36 protein-coding genes are annotated in these 22,098 nt (G+C 67.2%); 2 read left to right on the top strand and 34 right to left on the bottom strand.

Going from position 1 to position 22,098, the window contains the following annotated elements:
- The first annotated feature begins 10 nt into the window (after positions 1-10).
- The gene (locus tag ACI2LY_RS12725; protein WP_404707163.1) at positions 11-967 is read left to right on the top strand and encodes a DUF389 domain-containing protein; all 957 of its coding nucleotides are present in this window, start codon (positions 11-13) and stop codon (positions 965-967) included.
- Here ACI2LY_RS12725 and glmM read toward each other — a convergent pair.
- The 3 genes from glmM to rplM form a co-directional block, all read right to left on the bottom strand.
- Positions 964-2,322, bottom strand: a complete 1,359-nt coding sequence (glmM, locus tag ACI2LY_RS12730) for a phosphoglucosamine mutase (protein ID WP_404707164.1) — start codon at positions 2,320-2,322, stop codon at positions 964-966. The two genes, ACI2LY_RS12725 and glmM, sit on opposite strands and share 4 nt — an antisense overlap.
- A 179-nt stretch (positions 2,323-2,501) precedes the next feature.
- Positions 2,502-3,023, bottom strand: a complete 522-nt coding sequence (gene rpsI / locus ACI2LY_RS12735) for a 30S ribosomal protein S9 (protein WP_388996844.1) — start codon at positions 3,021-3,023, stop codon at positions 2,502-2,504.
- A 42-nt stretch (positions 3,024-3,065) separates the two neighbouring features.
- Positions 3,066-3,509, bottom strand: coding sequence for a 50S ribosomal protein L13 (gene rplM, locus ACI2LY_RS12740; RefSeq protein WP_388996847.1), 444 nt, complete (start codon positions 3,507-3,509; stop codon positions 3,066-3,068).
- Between the two features lie 329 nt (positions 3,510-3,838).
- Between rplM and ACI2LY_RS12745 the strand changes: the two genes are divergently transcribed.
- On the top strand, positions 3,839-4,717 hold the full coding sequence (locus ACI2LY_RS12745) for a hypothetical protein (RefSeq protein ID WP_404707165.1): 879 nt from the start codon (positions 3,839-3,841) through the stop codon (positions 4,715-4,717).
- 45 nt (positions 4,718-4,762) lie between these two features.
- On the opposite strand, the gene truA is transcribed toward ACI2LY_RS12745, so the two are convergent.
- The 31 genes from truA to rpsJ form a co-directional block, all read right to left on the bottom strand.
- A complete protein-coding gene (truA, locus tag ACI2LY_RS12750) occupies positions 4,763-5,617 on the bottom strand; it encodes a tRNA pseudouridine(38-40) synthase TruA (RefSeq protein ID WP_404707166.1) in 855 nt (284 codons plus the stop codon).
- A gap of 77 nt (positions 5,618-5,694) precedes the next feature.
- Positions 5,695-6,180 carry a 50S ribosomal protein L17 gene (gene rplQ, locus ACI2LY_RS12755; protein WP_388996856.1) on the bottom strand — a complete coding sequence of 162 codons (486 nt, stop codon included), beginning with the start codon at positions 6,178-6,180 and terminating at the stop codon, positions 5,695-5,697.
- Between the two features lie 168 nt (positions 6,181-6,348).
- A complete protein-coding gene (locus ACI2LY_RS12760; protein ID WP_161182732.1) occupies positions 6,349-7,371 on the bottom strand; it encodes a DNA-directed RNA polymerase subunit alpha in 1,023 nt (340 codons plus the stop codon).
- Between the two features lie 124 nt (positions 7,372-7,495).
- Positions 7,496-7,900, bottom strand: coding sequence for a 30S ribosomal protein S11 (gene rpsK, locus ACI2LY_RS12765; protein ID WP_003956432.1), 405 nt, complete (start codon positions 7,898-7,900; stop codon positions 7,496-7,498).
- A 65-nt stretch (positions 7,901-7,965) separates the two neighbouring features.
- Positions 7,966-8,346, bottom strand: a complete 381-nt coding sequence (rpsM, locus tag ACI2LY_RS12770; RefSeq protein WP_388996860.1) for a 30S ribosomal protein S13 — start codon at positions 8,344-8,346, stop codon at positions 7,966-7,968.
- 189 nt (positions 8,347-8,535) lie between these two features.
- Positions 8,536-8,649, bottom strand: a complete 114-nt coding sequence (gene rpmJ / locus ACI2LY_RS12775) for a 50S ribosomal protein L36 (RefSeq protein WP_003974245.1) — start codon at positions 8,647-8,649, stop codon at positions 8,536-8,538.
- 60 nt (positions 8,650-8,709) lie between these two features.
- Positions 8,710-8,931 carry a translation initiation factor IF-1 gene (gene infA / locus ACI2LY_RS12780; protein ID WP_003948620.1) on the bottom strand — a complete coding sequence of 74 codons (222 nt, stop codon included), beginning with the start codon at positions 8,929-8,931 and terminating at the stop codon, positions 8,710-8,712.
- A 152-nt stretch (positions 8,932-9,083) separates the two neighbouring features.
- Positions 9,084-9,920 carry a type I methionyl aminopeptidase gene (map, locus tag ACI2LY_RS12785; protein WP_393914810.1) on the bottom strand — a complete coding sequence of 279 codons (837 nt, stop codon included), beginning with the start codon at positions 9,918-9,920 and terminating at the stop codon, positions 9,084-9,086.
- Positions 9,921-10,024: 104 nt separating this feature from the next.
- Complete coding sequence (locus ACI2LY_RS12790) at positions 10,025-10,690, bottom strand: adenylate kinase (RefSeq protein ID WP_404707167.1); 666 nt, start codon at positions 10,688-10,690, stop codon at positions 10,025-10,027.
- Positions 10,690-12,003 carry a preprotein translocase subunit SecY gene (secY, locus tag ACI2LY_RS12795; protein WP_388996869.1) on the bottom strand — a complete coding sequence of 438 codons (1,314 nt, stop codon included), beginning with the start codon at positions 12,001-12,003 and terminating at the stop codon, positions 10,690-10,692. The genes ACI2LY_RS12790 and secY overlap by 1 nt, the downstream gene beginning before the upstream one ends.
- 201 nt (positions 12,004-12,204) lie before the next feature.
- A complete protein-coding gene (gene rplO, locus ACI2LY_RS12800) occupies positions 12,205-12,660 on the bottom strand; it encodes a 50S ribosomal protein L15 (RefSeq protein ID WP_388996872.1) in 456 nt (151 codons plus the stop codon).
- Positions 12,661-12,662: 2 nt separating this feature from the next.
- Positions 12,663-12,842 carry a 50S ribosomal protein L30 gene (gene rpmD / locus ACI2LY_RS12805; protein WP_052580766.1) on the bottom strand — a complete coding sequence of 60 codons (180 nt, stop codon included), beginning with the start codon at positions 12,840-12,842 and terminating at the stop codon, positions 12,663-12,665.
- Entirely contained in the window at positions 12,842-13,447 is a 606-nt protein-coding gene (rpsE, locus tag ACI2LY_RS12810) for a 30S ribosomal protein S5 (RefSeq protein ID WP_350745509.1), read from the bottom strand. Before rpsE ends, rpmD begins: the two co-directional genes overlap by 1 nt.
- Positions 13,448-13,510: 63 nt before the next feature.
- A complete protein-coding gene (gene rplR / locus ACI2LY_RS12815; protein ID WP_404707168.1) occupies positions 13,511-13,894 on the bottom strand; it encodes a 50S ribosomal protein L18 in 384 nt (127 codons plus the stop codon).
- 3 nt (positions 13,895-13,897) lie between these two features.
- On the bottom strand, positions 13,898-14,437 hold the full coding sequence (gene rplF / locus ACI2LY_RS12820; RefSeq protein ID WP_393914809.1) for a 50S ribosomal protein L6: 540 nt from the start codon (positions 14,435-14,437) through the stop codon (positions 13,898-13,900).
- 24 nt (positions 14,438-14,461) lie between these two features.
- Complete coding sequence (rpsH, locus tag ACI2LY_RS12825; RefSeq protein ID WP_026248232.1) at positions 14,462-14,860, bottom strand: 30S ribosomal protein S8; 399 nt, start codon at positions 14,858-14,860, stop codon at positions 14,462-14,464.
- 212 nt (positions 14,861-15,072) lie between these two features.
- Positions 15,073-15,258: a type Z 30S ribosomal protein S14 gene (locus ACI2LY_RS12830; RefSeq protein ID WP_003948630.1), complete on the bottom strand. Its 186-nt coding sequence runs from the start codon at positions 15,256-15,258 to the stop codon at positions 15,073-15,075.
- A 5-nt stretch (positions 15,259-15,263) separates the two neighbouring features.
- A complete protein-coding gene (gene rplE / locus ACI2LY_RS12835) occupies positions 15,264-15,821 on the bottom strand; it encodes a 50S ribosomal protein L5 (RefSeq protein ID WP_030930495.1) in 558 nt (185 codons plus the stop codon).
- Complete coding sequence (gene rplX / locus ACI2LY_RS12840) at positions 15,821-16,144, bottom strand: 50S ribosomal protein L24 (RefSeq protein WP_161146652.1); 324 nt, start codon at positions 16,142-16,144, stop codon at positions 15,821-15,823. The genes rplE and rplX overlap by 1 nt, the downstream gene beginning before the upstream one ends.
- A 2-nt stretch (positions 16,145-16,146) precedes the next feature.
- A complete protein-coding gene (gene rplN, locus ACI2LY_RS12845) occupies positions 16,147-16,515 on the bottom strand; it encodes a 50S ribosomal protein L14 (protein WP_003992364.1) in 369 nt (122 codons plus the stop codon).
- A 109-nt stretch (positions 16,516-16,624) separates the two neighbouring features.
- Positions 16,625-16,909, bottom strand: a complete 285-nt coding sequence (gene rpsQ / locus ACI2LY_RS12850; RefSeq protein WP_388996878.1) for a 30S ribosomal protein S17 — start codon at positions 16,907-16,909, stop codon at positions 16,625-16,627.
- Positions 16,909-17,133: a 50S ribosomal protein L29 gene (gene rpmC / locus ACI2LY_RS12855; RefSeq protein WP_023547377.1), complete on the bottom strand. Its 225-nt coding sequence runs from the start codon at positions 17,131-17,133 to the stop codon at positions 16,909-16,911. The genes rpsQ and rpmC overlap by 1 nt, the downstream gene beginning before the upstream one ends.
- Entirely contained in the window at positions 17,133-17,552 is a 420-nt protein-coding gene (gene rplP / locus ACI2LY_RS12860; protein ID WP_030811678.1) for a 50S ribosomal protein L16, read from the bottom strand. Before rplP ends, rpmC begins: the two co-directional genes overlap by 1 nt.
- 5 nt (positions 17,553-17,557) lie before the next feature.
- On the bottom strand, positions 17,558-18,388 hold the full coding sequence (rpsC, locus tag ACI2LY_RS12865) for a 30S ribosomal protein S3 (RefSeq protein ID WP_388996883.1): 831 nt from the start codon (positions 18,386-18,388) through the stop codon (positions 17,558-17,560).
- On the bottom strand, positions 18,388-18,735 hold the full coding sequence (rplV, locus tag ACI2LY_RS12870; RefSeq protein WP_003974262.1) for a 50S ribosomal protein L22: 348 nt from the start codon (positions 18,733-18,735) through the stop codon (positions 18,388-18,390). Before rplV ends, rpsC begins: the two co-directional genes overlap by 1 nt.
- Positions 18,736-18,779: 44 nt before the next feature.
- On the bottom strand, positions 18,780-19,061 hold the full coding sequence (rpsS, locus tag ACI2LY_RS12875) for a 30S ribosomal protein S19 (RefSeq protein WP_388996886.1): 282 nt from the start codon (positions 19,059-19,061) through the stop codon (positions 18,780-18,782).
- A gap of 12 nt (positions 19,062-19,073) precedes the next feature.
- Positions 19,074-19,910 (bottom strand): 50S ribosomal protein L2, encoded by an 837-nt coding sequence (rplB, locus tag ACI2LY_RS12880; RefSeq protein ID WP_388996889.1) that lies wholly within the window; start codon positions 19,908-19,910, stop codon positions 19,074-19,076.
- A gap of 40 nt (positions 19,911-19,950) precedes the next feature.
- Positions 19,951-20,370: a 50S ribosomal protein L23 gene (gene rplW, locus ACI2LY_RS12885; RefSeq protein WP_030811665.1), complete on the bottom strand. Its 420-nt coding sequence runs from the start codon at positions 20,368-20,370 to the stop codon at positions 19,951-19,953.
- Complete coding sequence (gene rplD / locus ACI2LY_RS12890) at positions 20,370-21,026, bottom strand: 50S ribosomal protein L4 (RefSeq protein ID WP_393595888.1); 657 nt, start codon at positions 21,024-21,026, stop codon at positions 20,370-20,372. The genes rplW and rplD overlap by 1 nt, the downstream gene beginning before the upstream one ends.
- Before the next feature lie 5 nt (positions 21,027-21,031).
- Complete coding sequence (gene rplC, locus ACI2LY_RS12895) at positions 21,032-21,676, bottom strand: 50S ribosomal protein L3 (RefSeq protein WP_018543906.1); 645 nt, start codon at positions 21,674-21,676, stop codon at positions 21,032-21,034.
- A gap of 17 nt (positions 21,677-21,693) precedes the next feature.
- Complete coding sequence (rpsJ, locus tag ACI2LY_RS12900) at positions 21,694-22,002, bottom strand: 30S ribosomal protein S10 (RefSeq protein ID WP_003948644.1); 309 nt, start codon at positions 22,000-22,002, stop codon at positions 21,694-21,696.
- Positions 22,003-22,098: the final 96 nt, after the last annotated feature.

The following is a 22,098-nucleotide window of genomic DNA, read 5'->3' on the forward strand; positions in this document are numbered from 1 at the left end:
GGATGGGCGCATGCTGCATCTGCGCCTGATCGTCCCGTCCGACCGCACGGACGAGGTGGTGCGCCTGATCGAGTCCACGGTCGGCGCCGTCCACCTCGTGGTGCTGCCCGGCGCCGCCCGCGATCCGGCCGGGGACGTGGTGATGTGCGACGTGGCACGGGAGGCGGGCGACGGCCTGCTCTCCCGGCTCCAGGGGCTCGGCCTCGACCGCTCCGGCTCGATCGCCGTGGAGGACATCGACCTGTCGCTGTCCCGGCGCGCCGACCGCGCCGAGGAGGAGGCGCCCGGCGAGGCCGCGGACGCCGTGCTCTGGCAGCACCTGGTCGAGGAGACCCACGAGGAGTCGACCCTCTCGGTGACCTACGTCGCCTTCCTCACCATCGCCACGATGCTCGCGGCCTGCGGTGTGGTGCTGGACAACGCGGTGCTGATCGTGGGCGCGATGGCGGTGGGCCCCGAGTTCGGGCCGCTGGCGGGGATCAGTACCGCGCTGGTGCGCAGCAAGCCCCGGCTGGCGTCCCGCTCGCTGCTGGCGCTGATCGTCGGCTTCGCGGCCGCGATGGCGATCACTGTCGGCTTCAGTGTGCTGATGGACGCCGCCGGGCTGTTCACCGAGGCCGGACTGGAGGGCGACCGGCCCAACACCGGGTTCGTGTACGCGCCGGACGCGTTCTCGTTCGTGGTGGCGCTGCTCGCGGGCGCGGCGGGCACGCTCTCGCTGACCTCGGCCAAGTCCGGCGCCCTGGTCGGCGTGGCCATCTCGGTCACCACGGTCCCGGCCGCCGCGAACGCCGCCGTCGCCCTGGCCTACGGGGACACCACGCAGACCGTCGGCTCCAGCGAGCAACTGCTGCTGAACCTGTTCGGCATCGTGGTCGCGGGCGTACTGACGCTCCTGGCCCAGAAGGCGTTCTGGGCCAGGAAGCACAGGACGGGCGGGAAGGGCCCGAAGCCCGAAACGGCTTAGCCCAGCGCCGACTTGACCGCGTCGGCCAGTCGCCCGGCGATCGTGCGGGCCTGGTCGATGTCGGCGGCCTCCACCATGACCCGGACCAGCGGCTCGGTGCCCGAGGGGCGCAGCAACACCCGTCCGGTCTCCCCGAGTTCACGCTCGGCCTCGCCCACGGCGGCCGCGAGGTCGGCCGAGGTGCGCACCCGGGAGCGGTCCACGTCCGGGACGTTGACCAGCACCTGCGGCAGCCGGTCCATCACCGAGGCCAGCTCGCGCAGCGCCCGCCCGGTCTCGGCGACCCGCGCCGCCAGCAGCAGGCCGGTCAGCGTGCCGTCACCGGTGGTGGCGTGGTCCAGGATGATGACGTGCCCGGACTGCTCGCCGCCGAGGGCGAAGCCGTGCTCCTTCATCTCCTCCAGCACGTACCGGTCGCCGACGGCCGTCTGCACCAGCCGGATGCCCGCCCGCTCCATGGCGAGCTTGAAGCCCAGGTTGGACATGACGGTGGCCACGACGGTGTCGGCGGCCAGCGCGGAGTGCTCCCGCATCGCCAGCGCGAGCACCGCGAGGATCTGGTCGCCGTCCACCTCCTCGCCGGTGTGGTCCACGGCCAGGCAGCGGTCGGCGTCACCGTCGTGCGCGATGCCGAGGTCCGCGCCGTGCTCCAGCACGGCGGCCTTCAGCAGGCCCAGGTGGGTCGAGCCGCAGCCGTCGTTGATGTTGAGGCCGTCCGGCTCGGCGCCGATGGTGACGATGGTCGCACCGGCCCGCGAGAACGCCTCCGGGGAGACGCCCGCGGCCGCGCCGTGCGCCTCGTCCAGGACGATCTTCAGCCCGTCCAGCCGGTTCGGCAGCACCGACAGCAGGTGGCTGACGTAGGTCTCGGAGCCCGCCTCGTAGTCGCGGACCCGGCCGACCCCGGCGCCGGTGGGGCGCTCCCAGGGCTCGCCGTGGCGGTGCGCGTCGTAGACGGCCTCGATACGGCCCTCCAGCTCGTCCGCCAGCTTGTGGCCGCCCCGGGCGAAGAACTTGACGCCGTTGTCCGGCATCGCGTTGTGGCTGGCGGAGAGCATCACACCGAGGTCGGCGCCGAGCACGCCGGTCAGGTGGGCGACGGCGGGCGTCGGCAGCACACCGACGCGCAGCACGTCCACGCCCGCGCTGGCGAGGCCCGCCACCACGGCCGCCTCCAGGAACTCCCCGGACGCACGCGGGTCACGGCCCACCACCGCGGTCGGCCGATGGCCCTCGAACGTGCCCGCCTCGGCCAGTACATGAGCCGCCGCGACGGACAGGCCGAGCGCCATCTCGGCCGTCAGGTCCGCGTTGGCGACGCCACGCACGCCGTCGGTACCGAAGAGTCGTCCCACTTGTCCTCCCGAGGAAGCGTCACTGCTGCCAGGAATCATGGCATGCGCCCGAGCGTTCGATCACACAAGCCTTTGAGCGTCTTGTGTCGTTATACGCCCTTGGCGGAGATAAACGAACGCCCCGGCGGCACACAGGGCGTGCCGTCGGGGCGTTCGGAGTACGCGCGAAGCGCCGCTGTTTAGCGCTTGCTGTACTGCGGGGCCTTACGGGCCTTCTTGAGACCGGCCTTCTTGCGCTCGACCGCACGGTCGTCGCGCTTGAGGAAGCCGGCCTTCTTCAGGGCACCGCGGTTGTTGTCGACGTCCGCCTCGTTCAGCGCACGGGCGACACCGAGACGGAGCGCACCGGCCTGACCGGAGACACCGCCACCCGCGATGCGGGCGACGACGTCGTAGCGGTCGTCCAGCTCGAGCACCTTGAAGGGCTCGTTGACTTCCTGCTGGTGCACCTTGTTCGGGAAGTAGTCCTCGAGGGTGCGACCGTTGATCTTCCACTTGCCGGTGCCCGGAACGATCCGGACGCGGGCGATGGCGTTCTTCCGACGGCCCAGGCCGGCGGCCGGCTGCGGCTCGCCGAAGTGGGACGCGAGGGACTCCGAGGTGTACTCGCCCTCGACGGGGAGCTCGGTCTCGGTGGTGTAGCTCTCGATGTCGACGAGCTCGGTCTCTTCGAGCGGCTGCTCGGGGGTGGTCTCGGCCACGATTCTCCTCAGATTCTCTTCAGTCTTAAAGGGTGGCCGGAATTACTGCGCGACCTGGGTGATCTCGAACGGCACCGGCTGCTGGGCAGCGTGCGGGTGCTGGTCACCCTTGTAGACCTTCAGCTTCGAGAGCATCTGACGGCCAAGGGAGTTCTTGGGGAGCATGCCCTTGACGGCCTTCTCGACGGCCTTCTCGGGGTTCTTGTCGAGCAGCTCGTCGTAACGGACCGAGCGCAGACCACCCGGGTAGCCGGAGTGGCGGTAAGCCATCTTCTGGGTCCGCTTGTTGCCGGACAGGTGCACCTTGTCGGCGTTGACGATGACGACGAAGTCGCCGGTGTCAACGTGCGGCGCGTAGATCGGCTTGTGCTTGCCCCGGAGAAGGGTCGCGGCGGTGGTGGCGAGACGACCCAGGACGATGTCCTGAGCGTCGATGACGTACCACTGGCGCGTCACATCGCCGGGCTTGGGGCTGTACGTACGCACGGTTCGTAGCCTTCGCTTCGAGTGAATGGTCCTGAACAGGTCACCGAAACGATCACGACAGCCTCGATCGCACTGCGGTGACGCAACCGCGTGCTGATCGCTGGTCATCGGCCCGGTGGACCGGTGTAAGGGCCCGTCCCGTGAGAATGAGCAAGCCAATACACAACGAGGAGCCAGCCTACCGGCCCACCCCGGACGGGTCAAAACGAGCTAGCCGGAAATCGCGCCCGGCGAGATGTTCCCCCGTGCGCCGAAGGTCCCCCTATCGCCTTACGGCCCCCTCACCTCGGGCGTACCGGGACCCCGCGACCCCCTCTAAGATGCGCCCCATGAGTTACGGGCAGGGGGGTCCCCAGTCTCAGTGGGACCCTTGGACACCTCAATCTGAGCAGCCGTGGAAGAACGGCGACGACGACGGAACCCCGGACTGGGCCGCGCTCGCGGACGCCTCGGAGAACCGCAAGAAGCGCCGCAAGGTGCTGCTCGTCGCGGGCGGCGTGCTCGCCACGGGCGCGATCGGCACCGCCGTCGCCATGGCCGTGGTGAACACGGGCGGCGACGACCGGGCCGGCGGTCCCTCCAGCCTGCCCGCGACCGCCTCCCTGCCGGGCGGCACGGCGGCCACGGCACCGTCCTTCGCGCCGACCACCGCACCGCCCGCGCTGGACCCCAAGGACTTCATAGCCAGCGCCAACAAGGACACCGCTCCGCTGAGCCCGGAGACCCTGTTCCCGGGGACCCAGCTCACCATGGGCGAGACGGTGTACAAGAAGGGCGCCACCAGCGACAGCAAGAACTGCGCGTCCGGCGCGGGCGGCACCCTGCCCAAGGCGCTCACCGCGGGCGCCTGCACCCGGCTGATGCGGGTCAGCTACGTCAACGGGGGCGTGGCCGTCACGGTCGGCGTCGCGGTCTTCGACAACGACACCGACGCCCAGCGCTTCAAGGACCGCGCGGACAAGAAGAGCATCGTCGCCGCGCTGCCCGGCAAGGGCGTCAAGGCGTTCTGCGACTCCGCGATCTGCCGCTCCACCACCAACACCCTCGGCCGTTACGCCTACTTCACCATCGCCGGGTTCACCGACGGCAAGGACGTGACGACCAAGGACACCAAGGTCTTCGCCGCCGGCAACGACCTGGCCCAGTTCTCCTTCCGCCAGATCCGGCGACGCGGGGAAGCACAGGCGTCGGCGGCCACGGGCCAGTAGCGGCCCGCACTCCCCCGCTCGCCGCCCGCACTCCCCCCGCTCAGCTCAGCAGCACCCCGCCGACGGAAGCGAGCGCCGGTTCCGCGCCTCCTTGTTCCGCGCGGCCAGCAGCTCGTCGGCGGGGTAGCCGACCTCCTCCAGCGTCAGCCCGTGCGGCCGCACCACATGCACCGCGGAGTCCCGCACCCCGGCCCCGAGCACCTTCCCCGGCCACTGGGGCCCCCGGTGCCCGTCACCGACGAACAGCAGCGCGCCGATCAGTGAGCGCACCATGTTGTGGCAGAAGGCGTCCGCGCGCACCGTCGCCGTGATCACCCCGTCCGCCCCGCGCACCAGGCTCAGTTCCTGCAGGGTCCGGATGGTGGTGGCGCCCTCACGCCGCTTGCAGTACGCCGCGAAGTCGTGCTCGCCCAGCAGGAGGCGGGCCGCCTCGTTCATCGCGTCCACGTCCAGCGGCCAGTCGTGCCACAGCACATGGTTGCGCAGCAGCGGGTCGACACCGCCGGGGTTGTCGGTGACGCGGTACGCGTAGCGCCGCCAGATCGCGGAGAAACGGGCGTTGAAGCCGGGCGGGGCCTCGGTCAGCGACCAGACCCGTACGTCCTTCGACAGCCGTCCGGCGAGCCGCTTCAGCAGCTTCTCCCGGTGCTCGGCCCACACCGGCTCCGGCAGGTCGACATGGGCGACCTGGCCGCGCGCGTGCACCCCGGCGTCCGTCCGCCCGGCGACCGTCAGCTCGTACGTCTCCTTCGACCGGGTCACCGTGCGCAGGGCGTCCTCGATCTCGCCCTGCACGGTCCGCCTGCCACCGGCCTGCTTGGCCCACCCGTGGAAGTCGCTGCCGTCGTAGGACAGGTCGAGGCGGATACGGACATGGCCGGGCTGTGCTTCGTCACTCACGCGGGAAATCCTCTCAAAACACGAAAGCGGGCCCGCCCCCGGAAGGGCAGGCCCGCTCTCAGGCGTCAGGCAGAGCCTCAGGCGTCCTTGGACTCCTCGGCCGGAGCCTCGGTGGCCTCGGTCTGCTCGACCTTGGCCTCGTCGGACTCCTTGACCGCACGCTTGGTGGCGGCCTCGGCCTCACCGGTGGCCTGCTGCGCGACGGTCAGCGCCTCGACCAGCTCGATGACAGCCATGGGCGCGTTGTCGCCACGACGGTTACCGATCTTGGTGATGCGGGTGTAACCACCGGGGCGGTTCTCGTAGCGCGGGCCGATCTCGGTGAAGAGCGTGTGGACGATGCTCTTGTCCGTGATCACCTGGAGCACCTGACGGCGGTTGTGAAGGTCGCCCTTCTTCGCCTTGGTGACCAGACGCTCGGCGTACGGGCGCAGACGGCGCGCCTTCGCCTCGGTGGTGGTGATACGGCCGTGCTCGAAGAGGCTCTTCGCGAGGTTCGCGAGGAGGAGCTTCTCGTGCGCGGCGCTGCCGCCCAGACGGGCACCCTTGGCGGGCTTCGGCATGGTGTTTCTCCTAAGTGTCTGCCCCGGCCGTGTCAGGTACCGAAGTCAGTATCCGAGCGAGCGGTTGCTCTTCGGAGATCCGGGCAACTTTTCAGCTGCCCGGAGTGGTCCGCGCCCCAAAGGGGCGCGGGGAACTGCGCGACCAGCCACGACGGACCGGCAGCCGAATCAGTACTGCTCGGTCTCCACGAAACCGGCGTCCGCGTCGTCGTCGGCGCCGAAGGCGTCCGCGGCGGCGGTCGGGTCGAACCCGGGAGGCGAGTCCTTGAGCGCGAGGCCCATGCCCGCGAGCTTGGCCTTGACCTCGTCGATGGACTTCGCACCGAAGTTGCGGATGTCGAGCAGGTCGGCCTCGGAGCGGGCGACGAGCTCACCCACGGAGTGGATGCCCTCACGCTTGAGGCAGTTGTACGACCGAACGGTGAGCTCGAGCTCCTCGATCGGCAGCGCCAGATCGGCGGCCAGCGCGGCGTCCGTCGGGGACGGACCCATGTCGATGCCCTCGGCGTCGATGTTCAGCTCGCGAGCGAGACCGAACAGCTCGACCAGGGTCTTACCGGCGGAGGCCATGGCGTCGCGGGGACGCATCGCCTGCTTGGTCTCGACGTCGACGATCAGCTTGTCGAAGTCGGTGCGCTGCTCGACACGCGTGGCCTCGACCTTGTACGTGACCTTGAGAACCGGCGAGTAGATGGAGTCGACCGGGATACGGCCGATCTCCTGGCCCACCTGCTTGTTCTGCACGGCGGAGACGTAGCCGCGACCGCGCTCGACGGTCAGCTCCATCTCCAGCTTGCCCTTGCCGTTGAGCGTGGCGAGGACGAGGTCGGGGTTGTGCACCTCGACACCGGCCGGGGGCGCGATGTCGGCGGCGGTGACCAGACCCGGGCCCTGCTTGCGCAGGTACATCACGACCGGCTCGTCGTGCTCCGAGGAGACGACCAGCTGCTTGATGTTGAGGATCATGTCCGTGACGTCTTCCTTGACGCCCGGCACGGTGGTGAACTCGTGCAGGACGCCGTCGACGCGGATGCTGGTGACAGCAGCGCCGGGGATCGACGACAGGAGGGTACGGCGGAGGGAGTTGCCGAGGGTGTAGCCGAAGCCCGGCTCCAGCGGCTCGATCACGAACCGGGAGCGGAACTCGTCGACGACCTCTTCGGTCAACGAAGGACGCTGAGCGATCAGCATGGTGTGAATCCTTCAGTCAGGGGCGCCCGCTATTTGACGCCCGAGCAGTACTGCAAGGGTACGGGCGGCACGGCCCGAAAGAGCCGTACCGCCCGGACCCGCGAAACCAGCGGAGCGCTGTGCGTCAGACGCGGCGGCGCTTCGGCGGGCGGCAGCCGTTGTGCGGGGTCGGGGTGACGTCCTGGATGGAGCCGACCTCGAGGCCCGTGGCCTGAAGCGAACGGATCGCGGTCTCGCGACCGGAACCCGGACCCTTCACGAACACGTCGACCTTGCGCATGCCGTGCTCCTGGGCGCGGCGGGCAGCCGACTCGGCGGCCATCTGCGCGGCGAACGGCGTCGACTTCCGGGAACCCTTGAAGCCGACGTGGCCGGCGGAGGCCCAGGAGATCACGTTGCCGGACGGGTCCGTGATCGAGACGATCGTGTTGTTGAACGTGCTCTTGATGTGCGCGTGGCCGTGAGCGACGTTCTTCTTTTCCTTGCGGCGCACCTTCTTGGCAGCGCCCTGACGACCCTTGGGGGGCATCTATTTACTCCTACGGGAGGTGGTCGGTCCTTCAGCGAAGACCGTGGACAGTCGTCCGCTTCGGACTACTTCTTGCCCGGCTTCTTCTTACCGGCGATGGCGCGACGCGGGCCCTTGCGGGTACGAGCGTTGGTGCTGGTGCGCTGACCGCGGACGGGCAGACCGCGACGGTGGCGGAGGCCCTGGTAGCAGCCGATCTCGACCTTGCGGCGGATGTCGGCCTGGATCTCGCGACGGAGGTCACCCTCGGTCTTGATGTTGCTGTCGACGAACTCGCGGATCGCGACCAGCTGCTCTTCGGTCAGGTCACGAACACGGGTGTTCGGGTCGACGCCGGTCGCAGCCAGCGTCTCCTGAGACAGGGTCCGGCCAATGCCGAACACGTAGGTGAGGGCGACCTCCACGCGCTTTTCGCGCGGGATGTCAACACCGGAAACGCGTGCCATTCAATGGCTCCTGGTGATTCTTCGGAGGTCTTCCACAGAGCCTGGTCCCGGCCGCCGTACGAGGTACGAACCGGGTCCTCGGCCTCCGACCGAGGGTGTCGAGCTGGTTGGCTCGGGCTCTGCGTATGAACAAATTCAGCTTGCGTCGCGCGAAGACTCTGCGAGGAATGCAGAGGGTTCGGCCGTGCGTCAGCCCTGGCGCTGCTTGTGGCGCGGGTTGTCGCAGATGACCATGACCCGGCCGTGACGGCGGATCACCCTGCACTTGTCGCAGATCTTCTTGACGCTCGGCTTGACCTTCATGGGGTGAGGTTCTCCGGGTCAGTGCCATCACCCCGGCGTGAACCGGGATGCGGGCAAGATCTACTTGTACCGGTAGACGATCCGGCCACGCGTCAGGTCGTACGGAGACAGCTCCACCACGACCCGGTCGTCAGGGAGGATGCGGATGTAGTGCATACGCATCTTGCCGCTGATGTGTGCCAGAACCTGGTGGCCGTTCTGGAGCTCGACCTTGAACATGGCGTTCGGCAGAGACTCAACGACAGTGCCCTCGATCTCGATGGCACCTTGCTTCTTGGCCACGCTTCGCCCTTCGAATCGACTACCTTGATCGACTCTCACGCTTTCCCTTACGGGCGCATGCGGACATGCGGGTGCACGAGAGCCGACGAGTCAGTCTACGTCAGCGCACCCGGAAACACGAATCGAAGAATTCTGCCCCATACCACTGATCCTTATGCCAGCGGATCGGGGGCGGCCGTCACGCCGTACTCCGCCAGCTTCGCCCTGCCGCCGTCCGGGGAGGTGAGGACCAGGGGGCCCTGCTCGGTGAGGGCGACCGAGTGCTCCCAGTGGGAGGACCAGGTGCCGTCCGTGGTGATGACGGTCCAGTCGTCCTCGAGGACCTCGGTGCGGGGGGTGCCGAGGGAGACCATGGGCTCGATGGCGAGGCAGAAGCCGGGGACCAGCTTGGGGCCCTTGCCGCGGCGGCGCTCGACGTAGTTCAGCAGGTGCGGGTCCATGTGCATCTCGGTGCCGATGCCGTGGCCGCCGTAGTCCTCGACGATGCCGTACTTGCCGCCGCCGGGCTTCGGCTGGCGGCGGATGTAGGTCTCGATCGCGCGGGAGATGTCGACCAGCCGGTTGCCCAGCTTCATCGCGGCGATCCCCGCCCACATCGACTCCTCGGTCACCCGGGACAGCTCGATGAGCTCCGGGGCGTGGCCCGAGCCGACGAAGGCGGTGTAGGCCGCGTCACCGTGCCAGCCGTCCACGATCGCGCCGCAGTCGATGGAGATCATGTCGCCGTCCTTCAGGACGACCTTCTCGGAGGGGATGCCGTGCACCACGACGTCGTTCACCGACGTGCAGATGGTCGCGGGGAAACCGCCGTACCCGAGGAAGTTCGACTTCGCGCCATGCTCATCGAGGACCTTGCGCGCCGCCTCGTCCAGGTCCTTGGTGGTCGCGCCGGGCACCGCCGCCTCACGGGTGGCCGCGTGGATCGCGGCGACGACCAGCCCCGCCGCCCGCATCTTGGCGATCTGCTCGGGGGTCTTGATCTGCACCATGGGGGGCCTGCGCTCTCCGTCACTCGGACCGACTGGGGTTACCTGCACAACACTACGGCCGCGGCGCCCTGCCCGGGCACCGCGGCCGTCATGGACCGGGGGTCTTACTCGCTGCCGGCCTTCTCGCGCTTGAGGGCCTCCAGGGCCCGCTTGGTGATCTCGTCCACCGGACCCAGCGAGGAGATCGTCACGACGAGCCCCTGCGCCTTGTAGTAGTCGATGATCGGCTCGGTCTGCGTGTGGTAGACCTCGAGCCGCTTGCGGACGGTGTCCTCGGAGTCGTCGTCCCGCTGGTACAGCTCGCCGCCGCAGACGTCGCAGACGCCTTCCTTCTTCGGCGCGCTGTACGTCACATGGAAGACGTGCGCGGAGTCGTTGCGGCAGATGCGCCGACCGGCGATCCGCTTGACGACCTCTTCCTCCGGGACCTCCAGGTCCAGGACGGCGTCCAGCGTGATGCCCTCGCCCTGCAGCAGTTCGTCCAGCGCCTGGGCCTGGGAGACGTTGCGCGGGAAGCCGTCGAGCAGGAAGCCGTTCTCGGCGTCCGGCTGTTCCATGCGGTCCTTGGCCATGGCGATGGTGACCTCGTCCGGGACGAGGTTGCCCGCGTCCATGTAGGACTTGGCCAGCTTGCCGAGGTCCGTCTGCCGACTGATGTTGGCCCGGAACAGGTCGCCCGTGGAGATGTGCGGAACGACCAGCTTCTCAGCGAGGCGGACGGCTTGCGTTCCCTTACCGGCACCCGGCGGCCCGACGAGGACGATACGCATCAGCGGAGGAACCCTTCGTAATTGCGCTGCTGGAGCTGGCTCTCGATCTGCTTCACCGTCTCGAGACCGACACCCACGATGATCAGGATGCTGGTTCCGCCGAAGGGGAAGTTCTGACTTGCTCCGAAGCCCACCAACGCCATTGTCGGTACGAGAGCGATCAGACCCAGATACAGCGAGCCCGGCCAGGTGATCCGGTTGAGCACGTAACTCAGGTACTCAGCGGTCGGCCGGCCTGCCCGGATGCCCGGAATGAAGCCACCATACTTCTTCATGTTGTCGGCGACTTCCTCGGGGTTGAAGGAGATCGCCACGTAGAAGAACGCGAAGAACACGATGAGAAGGAAGTACAGCGAGATGTAGATCGGGTGGTCGCCCTTGGTCAGGTTCGCCGTGATCCAGCGCTTCCAGCCCGAGTCCCCGCCCGCGAACTGCGCGATCAGCGCCGGGATGTAGAGCAGCGACGAGGCGAAGATGACCGGGATCACACCGGCCTGGTTGACCTTCAGCGGGATGTACGTCGACGTACCCCCGTAGGAACGGCGGCCGATCATGCGCTTCGCGTACTGCACCGGGATGCGGCGCTGGGCCTGCTCCACGAAGACCACGAGCGCGACCATGACCAGGCCGACCAGGATGACGGTGCCGAACTCGATCCAGCCGCCGGCCAGGGTGCCCTGCTTCTTGATGGCCCACAGCGCGGACGGGAAGGTCGCGGCGATCGAGATGAACATCAGGATCGACATGCCGTTGCCGATACCGCGGTCGGTGATCAGCTCACCGAGCCACATCACCAGCGCCGTACCGGCGGTCATGCAGATGACCATGGTGATGGTGGTGAAGATCGCCTGGTCCGGGACGATGTTCCCGGCGACCGTGCAGCCGCTGAAGAGGGCGCCGCTGCGGGCGGTGGCCACCAGGCCGGTGCCCTGCAGGATGGCGAGCGCCACGGTCAGATAGCGGGTGTACTGCGTGATCTTCGCGGTACCGGCCTGCCCCTCCTTCTTGAGGGCCTCCAGACGCGGGATCACCACGGTCAGCAGCTGGAGAATGATGCTCGCCGTGATGTACGGCATGATGCCGAGGGCGAAGATCGTGATCTGGAGCAGGGCTCCGCCACTGAACATGTTGACCAGACCGAACAGGCCCTGGTTACCGGAAGCCTCGGTCACACAGGTCTGGACGGCCTTGTAGTTGACGCCGGGGATCGGGACGTGGGTACCGACCCGGTAGACCACGATGACGCCCAGCGTGAAGAGCAGCTTCTTGCGCAGGTCGGGCGTCCTGAACGCCCGGGCGAACGCGGTGAGCACGGTGCCTCCTGCGACCCCCGCGCAACTGCGTCAAGGGTGACGGTCTAGAGGTTCGACGAATAAGTGAAAGGGAACAGCGCTCGCCACCTTACCGGCGACACCGCCCCCCTAGGAACGACCAACCGGGGATACCCCATTGTGGGGTATCCCCGGTCGGGATCGTCTACGTCATCGAGAGACCTTGAGGGACCCTTGAGGGCCTCAGACCAGCTCGGTGACCGTGCCGCCGGCAGCGGCGATCTTCTCCTTGGCGGAGCCGGAGACGGCGTCGACCGTCACCTGCAGCGCCACCGAGATCTCGCCCTGGCCCAGGACCTTGACGAGGCTGTTCTTGCGAACAGCGCCCTTGGCCACCAGACCCTCGACGGTGACCTCGCCACCCTCGGGGTAGAGCGAGGCCAGCTTCTCGAGGTTCACGACCTGGAACTCGGTCTTGAACGGGTTCTTGAAGCCCTTGAGCTTCGGCAGGCGCATGTGGAGGGGCATCTGGCCACCCTCGAAGCGCTGCGGAACCTGGTAGCGGGCCTTGGTGCCCTTGGTACCACGACCAGCCGTCTTACCCTTCGACGCCTCACCACGACCGACACGGGTCTTCGCGGTCTTGGCGCCCGGGGCCGGACGGAGGTTGTGGATCTTGAGCGGGTTGTTCTCCGCCATGATCAGACCTCCTCAACCGTCACGAGGTGGCGGACGGTGTGCACCATGCCGCGGAACTCGGGGCGGTCCTCCTTGACGACCTGCGTGTTGATGCCCTTGAGACCAAGGGACCGCAGGGTGTCGCGGTGGTTCTGCTTGCTGCCGATGTACGACTTGACCTGCGTGATCTTGAGCTGTGCCATTACGCACCAGCCCCGGCACGCGCACGGAGCAGAGCCGCGGGAGCGACGTCCTCGAGGGGCAGGCCACGGCGGGCCGCGACCTCCTCGGGACGCTGCAGGCCCTTGAGGGCCTCCACGGTCGCGTGCACGATGTTGATCGCGTTGGACGAGCCGAGCGACTTCGACAGGATGTCGTGGATACCGGCGCACTCGAGCACGGCACGCACCGGGCCACCGGCGATAACACCGGTACCGGGGGACGCGGGCTTGAGCAGAACGACGCCGGCAGCCTTCTCACCCGTGATCGGGTGCGGGATGGTGCCCTGGATACGGGGGACCTTGAAGAAGTGCTTCTTGGCCTCCTCAACACCCTTGGCGATGGCGGCCGGCACCTCCTTGGCCTTGCCGTAACCGACACCCACGGTGCCGTCACCATCGCCCACCACGACCAGCGCGGTGAAGCTGAAGCGACGACCACCCTTCACAACCTTGGCGACACGATTGATCGCGACGACGCGCTCGACGTACGCGGTCTTCTCGGCGGCAGCTGCGCCGCCGTCACGGCCCTTCCGGTCCCGCCGCTCGCCGCCACCGGCACCGCCACCGCGGCGCTGGGGTCCAGCCATTGGAATTACCTCTCTCTTTTTCCGCTAGCTACGCAGTGACCTGAGTCGCTGCGCGACGGGGACTCAGAACTTGAGTCCGGCTTCGCGGGCGGCGTCCGCCAGGGCGGCGATGCGCCCGGCGTACTGGTTGCCACCACGGTCGAATACGACAGCCTCGACACCGGCGGCCTTGGCGCGCTCGGCGACAAGCGCGCCGACCGACTTGGCCTGCGCCGACTTGTCGCTCTCGCCGCCGCGGATCGCGGCGTCCAGGGTCGACGCCGACGCCAGGGTGTGACCCTTGATGTCGTCGATGACCTGGGCCACGATGTGGCGGTTGGAGCGCGTCACAACGAGACGCGGACGCTCAGCCGTACCCGAGATGTGCTTGCGGATCCGGATGTGGCGGCGCTTGATCGCGGCGCGCTTGTAGGCGTCGCCCTTGAGGATCTTCTGTCCGTATGCCATGGCTTACTTACCCGCCTTTCCGACCTTGCGGCGGATAACTTCGCCCTCGTACTTGACGCCCTTGGCCTTGTACGGGTCAGGCTTGCGCAGCTTGCGGATGTTCGCCGCAACCTCGCCGACCTTCTGCTTGTCGATGCCCTCGACCTGGAAGCGGGTCGGGGTCTCGACCTTGAAGGTGATGCCCTCGGGCGCCTCGACGGTGATCGGGTGGCTGTAGCCGAGCGCGAACTCGAGGTTCGATCCCTTGGCCGCAACGCGGTAACCGACACCGCTGATCTCGAGCTTCTTCACGTAACCCTGGGTCACGCCGGTGATCATGTTCGCCACCAGCGTGCGGGACAGGCCGTGCAGGGCCTTGTTCTGACGCTCGTCGTTGGGGCGGGTGACGTTCAGAACGCCGTCCTCACCCTTGGCGATGTCGATCGGCGCCACGACGGTGTGGGACAGGGTGCCCTTGGGGCCCTTGACCGAGACCGTACGGCCGTCGATGGTGACGTCCACGCCGGCGGGAACCGTGATGGGGAGCTTGCCAATACGCGACATAGCTGTTTCCTCCGTTCCCTTCCGTTACCAGACGTAGGCGAGAACTTCTCCGCCTACGCCCTTCTTGCCGGCCTGCTTGTCGGTGAGGAGCCCGTGCGACGTGGAGATGATCGCCACGCCCAGGCCGCCGAGCACCTTCGGCAGGTTGGTGGACTTCGCGTAGACCCGGAGACCGGGCTTCGAGATCCGCTTGATGCCCGCGATGGAGCGCTCACGGTTCGGACCGAACTTCAGCTCGAGGACGAGGTTCTTGCCGACCTCGGCGTCCTCGGTCTTCCAGCCGGTGATGAAGCCCTCCTGCTGGAGGATCTCCGCGATGTGAGACTTGATCTTCGACGCCGGCATCGTCACGGAGTCGTGGTATGCCGAGTTCGCGTTACGCAGACGCGTAAGCATGTCTGCGATCGGATCAGTCATGGTCATGAATTGGCCTTCGGCCTCTCTCGCCGGGGTTTCCTGGTGCGCCATCCCTCTCCCCGATCCGAGACGGGGCGGGTGCGGCGCGGTGGACCTACGGCGTAGTAAGTCGTACGGGCACGACAGGCGCCCGACCCCACCAGCCTACGGCATGGAGGGGCGGGCTCCTGTCGGCCCAGATGCTTACCGAGAGCTTCGGGAATCCCTGATTAGGGGGATTACCAGGAGCTCTTGGTCACGCCCGGCAGCTCGCCACGGTGAGCCATCTCACGAAGGCACACGCGGCAGAGGCCGAACTTGCGGTACACGGAGTGCGGACGGCCGCAGCGCTGGCAGCGCGTGTAGCCACGCACCCCGAACTTGGGCTTACGAGCAGCCTTGGCAATCAGAGCCTTCTTCGCCATCTCGCTTACGCCTCCTTGAAGGGGAAGCCGAGGTGACGGAGAAGGGCACGGCCCTCAGCGTCGTTGGTCGCCGTGGTCACCACGGTGATGTCCATACCCCGGACGCGGTCGATCTTGTCCTGGTCGATCTCGTGGAACATGACCTGCTCCGTGAGACCGAAGGTGTAGTTGCCACGGCCGTCGAACTGCTTGGGGGACAGGCCGCGGAAGTCGCGGATGCGCGGAAGCGCCAGCGACAGGGTGCGGTCCAGGAACTCCCACATGCGGTCGCCACGGAGCGTGACGTGGGCACCGATCGGCTGACCCTCACGCAGCTTGAACTGCGCGATGGACTTGCGGGCCTTGGTGACGGCCGGCTTCTGACCGGTGATCGTGGTGAGGTCGCGAATCGCGCCATCGATCAGCTTGGAGTCGCGGGCGGCGTCGCCCACACCCATGTTGACCACGATCTTGACGAGGCCGGGGATCTGCATGACGTTCTCGTACTTGAACTCGTCACGCAGCTTGCCCGCGATCTCCTCGCGGTACTTCGTCTTCAGACGCGGAGTGGTGGTGGTAGCCATCAGATGTCCTCACCCGTCCGCTTGGCAACGCGGATCTTGTTGCCTTCGTCGTCGAAGCGGTAGCCGACACGCGTGACGACCTTGTTGCCATCCTTCTCAACGACCAGCTGGACGTTGGAGACGTGGATGGGCGCCTCGGTCGTGACGATGCCGCCCGCCTGCGAACCGCTGGCGGTGGGGCCGGCCTTGGTGTGCTTCTTGACCCGGTTGACACCCTCGACCAGGACACGCTCGTCGCGCGGGAAAGCGGCAATGACCTTGCCCTGCTTGCCCTTGTCCTTACCGGTGATGACCTGGACCAGGTCGCCCTTCTTGATCTTCATGCTTACAGCACCTCCGGCGCGAGCGAGATGATCTTCATGAACTTCTTCTCGCGCAGCTCACGGCCCACGGGGCCGAAGATACGGGTGCCGCGAGGGTCGCCGTCGTTCTTGAGAATGACAGCGGCGTTCTCGTCGAAGCGGATGTACGAGCCGTCCGGACGACGGCGCTCCTTGACGGTGCGAACGATGACGGCCTTGATGACGTCACCCTTCTTCACGTTGCCGCCGGGGATCGCGTCCTTGACGGTGGCGACGATGACGTCACCGATGCCCGCGTAGCGGCGACCGGAGCCACCGAGCACACGGATGCAAAGGATCTCCTTCGCACCAGTGTTGTCGGCGACACGCAGCCGCGACTCCTGCTGGATCACGTCTATCTCCTGATTGTCTGCCGGTTCCCGGCCGGGGTCCTGTCCCTGAGGGACTCAGGACCCCGACCGAGCCTGGCGGAACTGTCCTGCGGATTGTCCCGCAGGAAAATTACTTGGCCTTCTCGAGGATCTCGACGATGCGCCAGCGCTTCGTCGAGGACAGCGGCCGGGTCTCCGCGAGGAGGACACGGTCGCCGACACCGGCGGAGTTCTGCTCGTCGTGCGCCTTGAGCTTGTTCGTACGGCGGATGACCTTGCCGTACAGCGCGTGCTTCACGCGGTCCTCGACAGCGACGACGACGGTCTTGTCCATCTTGTCGCTGACGACGAGACCCTCACGGGTCTTGCGGAAGCCGCGGGCCTCTGCGTTCTCAGTCACGTTCTTCTCGCTCATCAGGCGTTCTCCACCGTCTCGATGCCCAGCTCACGCTCGCGCATCAGGGTGTAGATCCGCGCGATGTCCTTGCGGACCGCCTTCAGACGGCCGTGGTTCTCGAGCTGCCCGGTCGCCGCCTGGAAGCGGAGATTGAACAGCTCTTCCTTGGCCTCGCGGAGCTTCGCAAGAAGCTCTTCGTTGCCCAGCTCGCGCAGCTCGGACGCCTTGGTACCGACCGACATCACGCTTCACCTGCCTCGCGCTTAACGATCCGGCACTTCATCGGCAGCTTGTGAGCCGCACGAGTGAGGGCCTCACGCGCAATCTTCTCGTTGGGATACGACAGCTCGAACATGACGCGTCCGGGCTTGACGTTGGCGATCCACCACTCCGGGGAACCCTTACCGGAACCCATGCGGGTCTCGGCAGGCTTCTTGGTGAGGGGACGGTCCGGGTAGATGTTGATCCAGACCTTGCCGCCACGCTTGATGTGGCGGGTCATGGCGATACGAGCCGCTTCGATCTGACGGTTCGTCACATACGCCGGGGTCAGCGCCTGGATGCCGTACTCGCCGAACGCAACCTGCGTGCCGCCCTTGGCCATGCCGCTGCGCTTCGGGTGGTGCTGCTTGCGGTGCTTGACCCTACGGGGGATCAGCATGTCGGTCAGGCCTCCGTTCCGGTGCTCTCGGCCGGAGCGGCGGCGGCGGGAGCCTCGGCCTTGGGGGCCTCGGCGCCGGCAGCCTGCTGCGGCTTACGACCACGCCCGCCACGCTCGCCACCACGGCCACCACGGGCCGGGCGGTCGGCGCCACCACGGGCCGGGCGGTTACCCGCACGGGCCGCGGCGTTCTCGGCGCGGACCTCGGCGATGTTCTTGACATCGCCCTTGTAGATCCAGACCTTCACACCGATGCGGCCGAAGGTCGTCTTGGCCTCGAAGAAGCCGTAGTCCACGTTCGCGCGGAGCGTGTGCAGGGGCACACGGCCCTCGCGGTAGAACTCCGAGCGGGACATCTCGGCGCCACCGAGGCGGCCACCGCACTGGATCTTGATGCCCTTGGCGCCGGCCTTCATCGACGACTGCATGCTCTTACGCATGGCGCGACGGAAGGAGACACGCGAGGACAGCTGCTCGGCGACGGCCTGAGCGACCAGCTGGGCATCCGTCTCGGGGTTCTTGACCTCGAGGATGTTCAGCTGGACCTGCTTGCCCGTCAGCTTCTCCAGCTGACCGCGGATCTTGTCGGCCTCCGCACCGCGGCGGCCGATGACGATGCCCGGACGCGCGGTGTGGATGTCCACGCGGACACGGTCACGGGTGCGCTCGATCTCCACCTTGGAGATGCCCGCGCGCTCCATGCCCTGCGTCAGCATGCGACGGATGGCCACGTCTTCCTTGACGTAGTCCTTGTACAGCTTGTCGGCGTACCAACGCGACTTGAAGTCGGTCGTGACACCGAGCCGGAACCCGTGCGGGTTTACCTTCTGGCCCATTACCGGGTTCCTTCCTTGCTGCTGACGACCACGGTGATGTGGCTGGTCCGCTTGCGGATCCGGTAGGCACGGCCCTGGGCGCGCGGACGGAACCGCTTCAGGGTCGGGCCCTCGTCGACGTACGCCTCGGAAATGAAGAGGCTGTCGGCGTCGGTGTGGTCGTAGTTGTGCGCGGCGTTGGCGATGGCGCTGTCGAGCACCTTGCCGACCGGCACGGAGGCTGCCTGCGGAGCGAATCGCAGAACAGCCTGAGCCTCCGTGGCATCCATGCCACGGATAAGGTCCACCACGCGGCGGGCCTTCATGGGCGTAACGCGGATGTACCGCGCCTGGGCCCTGGCTTCCATGGTTGTCCCTCTCAGTTACTTACGTGTCTGAATGCGATCCGCTACTAGCGGCGCTTCGACTTCCGGTCGTCCTTGACGTGGCCGCGGAAGGTGCGAGTCGGCGAGAACTCGCCGAGCTTGTGGCCGACCATCGCCTCGGTGACGAACACCGGGATGTGGGTCTTGCCGTTGTGCACCGCGATCGTGTGGCCCAGCATCGCCGGGACGATCATCGAGCGACGGGACCAGGTCTTGATGACGTTCTTGGTGCCCGATTCGTTCTGGACGTCCACCTTCTTGATCAGGTGGTCGTCGACGAAGGGCCCCTTCTTCAAGCTACGAGGCATCTCAACCCGTCCTTAACGCTTCTTGTTCGTCTTGCGGCGGCGGACGATGTACTTGTTCGACGCCTTCTTGGGCGAACGAGTACGGCCTTCCTTCTTGCCCCACGGGGACACAGGGTGGCGACCACCGGAGGTCCGGCCCTCGCCACCACCGTGCGGGTGGTCGACCGGGTTCATGACCACACCACGGACGGTCGGGCGAACGCCCAGCCACCGCTTACGGCCGGCCTTACCCCAGTTGATGTTGCTCTGCTCGGCGTTGCCGACCTCACCGACGGTGGCGCGGCAGCGCGCGTCGACGAGGCGGATCTCACCGGACGGCATGCGGAGGTGGGCCATCGAGCCCTCCTTCGCGAGCAGCTGCACGGAGGCACCGGCCGAACGCGCGAACTTGGCGCCGCCACCGGGACGGAGCTCGATCGCGTGGATCGTGGTACCGACCGGGATGTTGCGGAGCGCCAGGTTGTTGCCCGGCTTGATGTCGGCGCCCGGACCGTTCTCGACGCGGTCACCCTGCTGCAGGTTGCGCGGGGCGAGGATGTAGCGCTTCTCGCCGTCCGCGTAGTGCAGCAGCGCGATGCGCGCGGTGCGGTTGGGGTCGTACTCGATGTGCGCGACCTTCGCCGGCACGCCGTCCTTGTCGTGACGACGGAAGTCGATCACTCGGTAGGCGCGCTTGTGTCCGCCACCCTGGTGGCGAACGGTCACACGACCGGCGTTGTTACGGCCGCCCTTGCTGTGCAGAGGGCGGACCAGCGACTTCTCCGGCGTGGACCGCGTGACCTCGACGAAGTCGGCGACGCTGGCGCCACGACGGCCCGGCGTAGTCGGCTTGTACTTGCGGATTCCCATTTCTCAGTCCTCGTCCGATATCGGACGATCCAGACCGCCGTCAGGCGGTCGGACCGCCGAAGATGTCGATACGGTCGCCCTCAGCGAGGGTCACGATCGCGCGCTTGCTGCCGGCACGCTGACCGAAACCGGTCTTCGTGCGCTTGCGCTTGCCCTGGCGGTTGATCGTGTTGACCCCGGTGACCTTGACGTCGAAGACCGCCTGGACGGCCTGCTTGATCTGGGTCTTGTTGGCGTTCGGGGCGACGATGAACGTGTACTTGCCCTCGTCGAGGAGCGCGTAGCTCTTCTCCGAGACGACCGGCTTGAGCAGCACGTCACGGGGGTCCGTGAAGGACTTGCTCAGCGGGGTCTCGACCGTGTTCTTGCCCTCGGTGGCGTGACGCTTCGCCTTGGCGACGCGCGCGGCCTTGGCGGCCTTGGCGGCCTTCGAGGCGATGCTCGGGTGGCGCGTAGCCATCAGGCTTCGCTCCCTTCGGTGTCATTGGCCTTCGGGCCGGACACGAAGGACTCGAAAGCGGCCTGGGTGAAGACCACGTCGTCCGAGACGAGAACGTCGTACGTGTTCAGCTGGCCCGGCTCCAGGATGTGGACCTGGGGCAGGTTGCGCGCGGAAAGCAGCGCGGCCTCGTCGGAGCGCTCGATGACCAGGAGCACGTTCTTGCGCTCGCTGACCTTGCCGAGGAAGCTCTTGGCGGCCTTGGTGGAGGGGGTGTCGCCCTCGACCACGCCGGTGATGACGTGGATACGAGCGTTGCGGGCCCGGTCGGTGAGGGCGTGGCGCAGGGCCGCGGCCTTCATCTTCTTCGGGGTCCGCTGCGAGTAGTCACGCGGGGTGGGGCCGTGGACGACGCCACCGCCGGCGAACTGCGGCGCACGGGTCGAACCCTGGCGCGCGCGGCCGGTGCCCTTCTGACGGTAGGGCTTCCTACCGCCACCGCGAACCTCGCCACGGCGCTTGACCTTGTGCGTGCCCTGACGGGCGGCGGCCAGCTGCGCGACGACGACCTGGTGAAGCAGCGGAACGCTGATCTTCTCCACGTCGAAGATCTCGGCCGGGAGCTCTACGGTCCCGGCGTTGTCGCCGGAGGGCGACTGAATGTCAATGGTGCTCATAGTCCTCAGGCCCCCTTGGCCGCGGTGCGGACCAGGACGAGGCCGCCGTTCGGACCAGGAACCGCGCCCTTGATGAGGAGCAGGCCCTTCTCCGCGTCAACGGCGTGAACGGTCAGGTTCTGGGTGGTGACCCGCTCGTTGCCCATGCGACCCGCCATGCGCATGCCCTTGAAGACACGGCCGGGGGTGGCACAGCCACCGATGGAACCGGGCATGCGGTGCACACGGTGGGCACCGTGGGACGCCTTGCCACCCTTGAAGTTGTGGCGCTTCATGACACCGGCGAAGCCCTTGCCCTTGCTCTTCGCGGTGACGTCGACCTTGACGCCCGACTCGAAGACCTCGGCAGTGATCTCCTGACCCAGCGTGTACTCGCTGGCGTCGGAGGTACGGAGCTCCACCAGGTGGCGGCGCGGAGTCACGTCGGCCTTGGCGAAGTGGCCCTTGAGGGGCTTGTTCACCTTGCGCGGGTCGATCTCGCCGAAGGCGATCTGGACCGACTCGTAGCCGTCGACGTCGTTGGTGCGGACCTGGGTCACGACGTTCGGACCGGCCTTGACGACGGTGACCGGAACAACACGGTTGTTCTCGTCCCACACCTGCGTCATGCCGAGCTTCTCGCCCAGGATGCCCTTGATCTGCTTAGCCATTCTCAGATCACCGACCCTTAGAGCTTGATCTCGATGTCGACACCGGCCGGGAGGTCGAGTCGCATCAGGGAGTCAACGGTCTTGGGAGTCGGGTCGAGGATGTCGATCAGGCGCTTGTGCGTGCGCATCTCGAAGTGCTCGCGCGAGTCCTTGTACTTGTGCGGCGACTTGATGACGCAGTACACGTTCTTCTCAGTGGGCAGCGGCACCGGGCCCGCGACCGACGCACCAGTGCGCGTCACCGTCTCGACGATCTTCTTCGCCGAAGAGTCGATGACCTCGTGGTCGTAGGCCTTGAGCCGGATGCGGATCTTCTGTCCCGCCATGGCTACTCAGTAGTCCTGTCTCTTCTTACGCTCCGGAACCCGGCGGTTTCACACTGCCTTCTCTCCGACCCACGCGGTCGGGCGTGTCGCACTGCC

Source organism: Streptomyces sp. NPDC002176 (assembly GCF_044903645.1).
In the GTDB taxonomy this organism is placed as follows: Bacteria; Actinomycetota; Actinomycetes; order Streptomycetales; family Streptomycetaceae; genus Streptomyces.